This is a genomic window from Cupriavidus basilensis (genome assembly GCF_029335485.1).
Lineage (GTDB): Bacteria > Pseudomonadota > Gammaproteobacteria > Burkholderiales > Burkholderiaceae > Cupriavidus > Cupriavidus basilensis_E.
In genome coordinates this window covers 1-3444 of the sequence record NZ_JARJLM010000671.1, presented here as the reverse complement: position 1 = coordinate 3444, position 3444 = coordinate 1, and the positions used below count along the sequence as shown (strand labels likewise).

3 protein-coding genes and 1 pseudogene are annotated in these 3444 nt (G+C 67.9%); all 4 read left to right on the top strand.

Annotated elements, in window-relative coordinates:
- Positions 1–471: pseudogene (locus tag P3W85_RS41190) on the top strand (ABC transporter substrate-binding protein); the annotation flags it as partial.
- Positions 468–977 (top strand): DUF3237 domain-containing protein, encoded by a 510-nt coding sequence (locus P3W85_RS41185; protein ID WP_276269056.1) that lies wholly within the window; start codon positions 468–470, stop codon positions 975–977. The pseudogene P3W85_RS41190 and the gene P3W85_RS41185, both read left to right, overlap by 4 nt.
- A 79-nt stretch (positions 978–1056) precedes the next feature.
- Entirely contained in the window at positions 1057–1647 is a 591-nt protein-coding gene (locus tag P3W85_RS41180) for a MarR family winged helix-turn-helix transcriptional regulator (protein ID WP_276269055.1), read from the top strand.
- Between the two features lie 44 nt (positions 1648–1691).
- A complete protein-coding gene (gene dacB / locus P3W85_RS41175; protein WP_276269054.1) occupies positions 1692–3233 on the top strand; it encodes a D-alanyl-D-alanine carboxypeptidase/D-alanyl-D-alanine endopeptidase in 1542 nt (513 codons plus the stop codon).
- The last annotated feature ends 211 nt before the right edge of the window (positions 3234–3444 follow it).

Below are 3444 nucleotides of genomic sequence, written 5' to 3'. Positions count from 1 at the left end.
CACACCGCGCTGCGCGAGCGCGGCTATGCGGGCCCGGTCTATCACACGCACGGCGCCGCCACCAAGGACCTGATCCGCATCGGCGGCAAGGCCGTCAACGGCGCCATCCTGCCGGCGGGCCCGGTGATCGTGGCCGAGCAACTGGCAGACGGCAATGCCGTGAAGAAGCCGGGAATGGACTATGTGAGCCGCTACGAGAAGCAATACGGGCCCGACAGCCGCACCCAGTTCGGCGCCCATCCCTACGATGCGGGGCTGGTGCTGCAGCGTATCGTGCCGGTGGCGCTCAGGCAGGCCAGGCCAGGCACGCCGGCGTTTCGCAAGGCGCTCAAGACCGCGCTGGAAAGCGAGCGCAATATCGTGGTTTCGCACGGCGTGCTGAACTACACCGCGCAGGATCACTTCGGCTTCGACACGCGCGGCCGCGTGATGCTGACCATCGACAACGGCAACTGGAAGTTGCTGAAATGACCGTGCCATCCGCCTGCGCCGCTTTTGCCGCATTGCCGTCGCCGACGCTGGAGCATGTGGCCGACTTCAGCTTCCGGCTGGCGCCGGTCACCGAGGTCGGCCCCAGCGCACTGGGCAACCGCCGCGTGATTCCCATCCTGGACGGCGAGGTGCGCGGGCCCCGCCTGCAGGGACGCATCCTGCCCGGCGGCGCGGACTTCCAGCTGGTGCGGCGCGACGCCGGCGACGGCATCATCGTGGCGGATATCGAAGCCCGCTACGTGCTGGAGACCACCGGCGGCGCCCGCATCTATATCGTCAATGCCGGCTTGCGCAGCGGTCCCGCCGACCTGATCGCGCGCCTGGGTGCCGGCGAGACCATCGATCCGGGCCTGATCTACTTCCGCACCGCGCCGCGTTTCGAAACCGCGGCGCCGGAGTATGGCTGGCTTATGCAGCACCTGTTCGTGGCCACCGGGGCACGCCATCCCGACCGGGTGGAAATGCGGTATTTTCAGGTCAACTAAACTAGACACCGGACCACAGCAGACCGGACCGCCGCTGCGCGCGCGCCGGCACGCTCTCCACTCACCAACGCCAAGGCCCATGACCACAGCAAAGGCGCGTCCGCGCCGCAGCCGCGAAGCCCTCGCCCCCAATCCCGCCGGCGCCCGCGATGCGGCATCACCGGGCGGCCAGGCAGATAGCGGCGGCGGCTTCGATGCGCATGTGGCCGACATCGACTATGGCGTGCTCGACAGCCTGGTCGGCTACGCGATCCGCCGCGCGCAGATCCGCATCTACGAAGACTTCGTGCAATCGCTGGCGCAGTGGCATATCACGCCGCCGCGCTTCTCCGCGCTGGTCATCGTCTCGCGCAATCCGCATCTCAAGCTGACCGAGCTGGCCCGCATCCTGGGCATCGCGCGTTCCGGCGCGGTGCTGCTGGTGGACGCGCTGGAAGAGATGAAGCTGGTGGCGCGCCGCCCCGCGCCGCACGACCGCCGCGCCTACAGCCTGGTGCTGACGCCCGCCGGCCGCCGCACGCTGGCGGCGGCCACCGCTGCGGTATGCGAACACGATGCACGCGTGGCAGCCGCATTGACGCCGCAACAGCAGGACACGCTGCGCGACTTGCTCGGCCGGCTCGCACAGCCCGCGCCCGCCACGAAGCCGGACCCGGCAGGCACGGTGTAAATCTCGGCGCGGCGTCATCCGTTGCCCCATGTCCATGCGTTAACATGGGCACCATGCTGAAACGCCGCTCCCCATTCCTTCGCCGCCTGCTGCCGCTTTGCGCCGCCGGGCTGCTCTGCATCCACGGCCTGCCGGCCGCCGCCAAACCCGCCGCCCACAAAGCCAAGGCCACCCACACTGCCGCCGCGGCCGCCGAGCCCGGCACCGCGCGCTCAGGCCTGCCGGCCAGCGTGCTGACCGCGCTGCGGCGCGCCCATGTGCCCGCCTCCGCCACCAGCTTCTATGTGATCAAGGTCGGCGCGCACGCGCCGCGGGCCAGCTGGAACGCGCAGGCGCCGATGAACCCGGCTTCGACCATGAAGCTGGTCACCACCTTCGCCGGCCTGCAATTGCTCGGCCCCGCCTACCGCTGGCAGACCACGCTCTACGCCGACAGCCAGCCCGGCCCCGACGGCACCATCAACGGCAGCATCTACCTGCGCGGGCATGGCGATCCCAAGCTGGTGCCTGAAGAAATGGCCAAGCTGGTAGCCACCGCGCGCGCCACGGGCGCCACCACCATCAATGGCGACCTGGTGCTGGACCGCAGCTTCTTCGATCCTTCCATCGGTACCGGCGGCACCATCGACGGAGAAACCCAGCGCGCCTACAACGTCAGCCCGGACGCGTTGCTGTATTCGTTCAAGACGCTGTCCTTCACCATCACGCCCGAGCCGGCCACCCAGTCGGTTGCGGTATCCGTCACTCCCGCGCTGGCGCAGCTCAAGCTCGACAACCGCCTCGCGCTCGCCAACGGCAAATGCGGCGACTGGTCCGCGCGCGCCCGGCCGTCGGTCACGCCGCAGGCCGACGGCACCGTGCTGGCCTCCTTCGACGGCAGCTACGCCGCGGACTGCGGCGAACACGTGGTGAATATCGCCACGCTGTCGCACAACGAGTTCGCCTGGGGCGGCTTCGTTGCCGAATGGCAGCTGGCCGGCGGGCGCTTCACCCACCAGCCGGCACTGCGCGTAGGCCGCGTCCCGCGCGGCGCCTTCGTGCTGGCGCGCCACTACGGCCAGCCGCTGTCGGAGATCGTGCGCGACATCAACAAGTTCTCCAACAACGTAATGGCGCGCCAGCTATACCTGACCATCGGCGCCGAAATCGACCGCAGCGGCCCGGCCAGCACCGCGCGCTCGGCCAAGGTGGTACAGCGCTGGCTGAACCGCCAGGGGCTGGACATGCCGGACCTGGTGCTGGACAACGGCTCGGGGCTGTCGCGCGAAGAACGGATCAGCGCATACGATATGTCGCGCCTGCTACAGCAGGCGCTGGCCAGCGAAGTGGGACCGGTGCTGATCGATTCGCTGCCGATCCTGGGCGTGGATGGCACGCTGCGCAACCGGCTGACGCGTGCCGGGGCCGCCGGCAATGCCTATATGAAAACCGGCACGCTTGCCGACGTACGGGCGCTGGCGGGATATGTCGATGCCTTGAACGGGGATCGGTATGTGGTGGTGAGTTATATCAACCATGCGAACGCGGCACAGGCGCGGGATGCGCATGATGCGTTGTTGCAGTGGGTTTATCAGGGTGCGCCGTGAAGGTTGGCTGTTTTTTTTGGGCAGGGGGTAACTGCAAAGGCTTAACGGCTTAACGGCTTAACGTCAAAATCAACGTCAACGTCAAAGGCAGTTTCACCTCCCCTACGGGGAGGCGACCTACTTTCTTGTCTCGCCAAGAAAGTAGGCAAAGAAGGCGACCCGGATGCGGCGAAAGACCCCTCGTCGTCGGGCCAAAAGAGCGGCCGTATCA

Excerpts from the sequence above, each read along its gene's own strand:
- P3W85_RS41185 (WP_276269056.1), top strand. The coding sequence starts at position 468 with ATGACCGTGCCATCCGCCTGCGCCGCTTTTGCCGCATTGCCGTCGCCG.
- dacB (WP_276269054.1), top strand. The coding sequence starts at position 1,692 with ATGGGCACCATGCTGAAACGCCGCTCCCCATTCCTTCGCCGCCTGCTG.
- P3W85_RS41180 (WP_276269055.1), top strand. The coding sequence starts at position 1,057 with ATGACCACAGCAAAGGCGCGTCCGCGCCGCAGCCGCGAAGCCCTCGCC.